The sequence below is a fragment of the Methanoculleus sp. MH98A genome, from assembly GCF_000691865.1.
Classification (GTDB): Archaea; Halobacteriota; Methanomicrobia; order Methanomicrobiales; family Methanoculleaceae; genus Methanoculleus.
The window spans coordinates 1-1,193 of sequence record NZ_JMIO01000231.1 but is presented as its reverse complement, the minus strand read 5'-3'; the positions used below and the strand labels follow the sequence as shown (position 1 = coordinate 1,193).

Sequence of the window (1,193 nt, the reverse complement as noted above, 5' to 3'; positions counted from 1 at the left end):
GCCATAAATGGTCGTCCCCTGACCAGCACCGCAACGCTGATTGCCGGGAACCGTGTCGGTGAGGCACTACATTCCAATGGCTATTGCAATCATTGGGAGCAGAGTGTGGGAACAGAGAGTCAGGGTTTCCAGGGATGGTTACCTACCGTTTATCACGATGGAGGATGCGGCGGAGAGGGGAGATTGAGTTATAAAAAAACCATACTGAGTTTCCGTCTGTCTACAAGTATCAACACAGCGAAATTTCAGGGAAATAATGGAGTTCGCTCCCAAGCCATACCACAGATTAGGCCCGGGAGCCCCTCCACAAACTAAGGATCTAACGTCATGTCCAGCGTTTTTCAACCGCTTTTGACACTCTGATAGTACATGTTCCTCTGAATGCTTGCTCACAAACACTCAAAAGGACGATGTAGTGTTGTGAGGTATTGTTATTAAATCTTACCCCATCGGACTGGATCAGGTCATTCTGAAAAGTCATTCTAATGGACAATGATCTCGTCGCGCTTGAAGAATTAAATACTCGTTACTCTTTATATATTGATCGTCCCGATGATTGCCACAGCATGAGGGATAGCATAGCCATACGAACGAAACTAAGGAGATACGTCATGTACAGAGAATTTGAGTTACGGATTCTTTGGATCTTCAGGATCCGCTACGTGATCTACCGCCAAGCGAGCTGAGACCAGAGTATCAGAAACCCGCCTCAGATGGTTCCACAGGCCAACTGAGGCAAATCTTCAGGAATGAAGTTAATGCATTTAATTGTAACTTAAGATTAGAAAGTTATTTGCCATCGTTCACAGGTCACTACTTTTCCTCTTGTATCTCGTACCCGGCAACTATTATCGATATCCTATCCATCCGAACCTGCAATTTCTTGACCACCTCCAATCCCTTCTTCAACAGGATGTTTTCACTCACCAGGCTCGTCAGGATCTCCGAGTGGGCCTGCATCCGTTGTCGGAACTCCGATTGAATCTCCCGCACCTCCGCTGGGGCCATCACCGTAAGCTGCGGATCCGACACTGGTAGCAGTCCTCGATTTCTGCCTTGGAGTATAGCCAGCCTTTGTTCATAGTGATCCCACTGGCCGAGGCCGGCCACTGTGAGATTACACACTTCCAGAGATCCAAACATGACCTGTCAGCCACAACAACTGAAACCGTTAACCCCGACACCCACATACA

The 1,193-nt window shown here is 47.7% G+C and carries 1 protein-coding gene; it reads right to left on the bottom strand.

Annotated elements, in window-relative coordinates:
• Positions 1-813: 813 nt before the first annotated feature.
• The gene (locus EI28_RS12730; protein WP_231476856.1) at positions 814-1,008 is read right to left on the bottom strand and encodes a hypothetical protein; all 195 of its coding nucleotides are present in this window, start codon (positions 1,006-1,008) and stop codon (positions 814-816) included.
• Between the last annotated feature and the right edge of the window lie 185 nt (positions 1,009-1,193).

Excerpts from the sequence above, each read along its gene's own strand:
- EI28_RS12730 (WP_231476856.1), bottom strand. The coding sequence starts at position 1,008 with ATGGCCCCAGCGGAGGTGCGGGAGATTCAATCGGAGTTCCGACAACGG.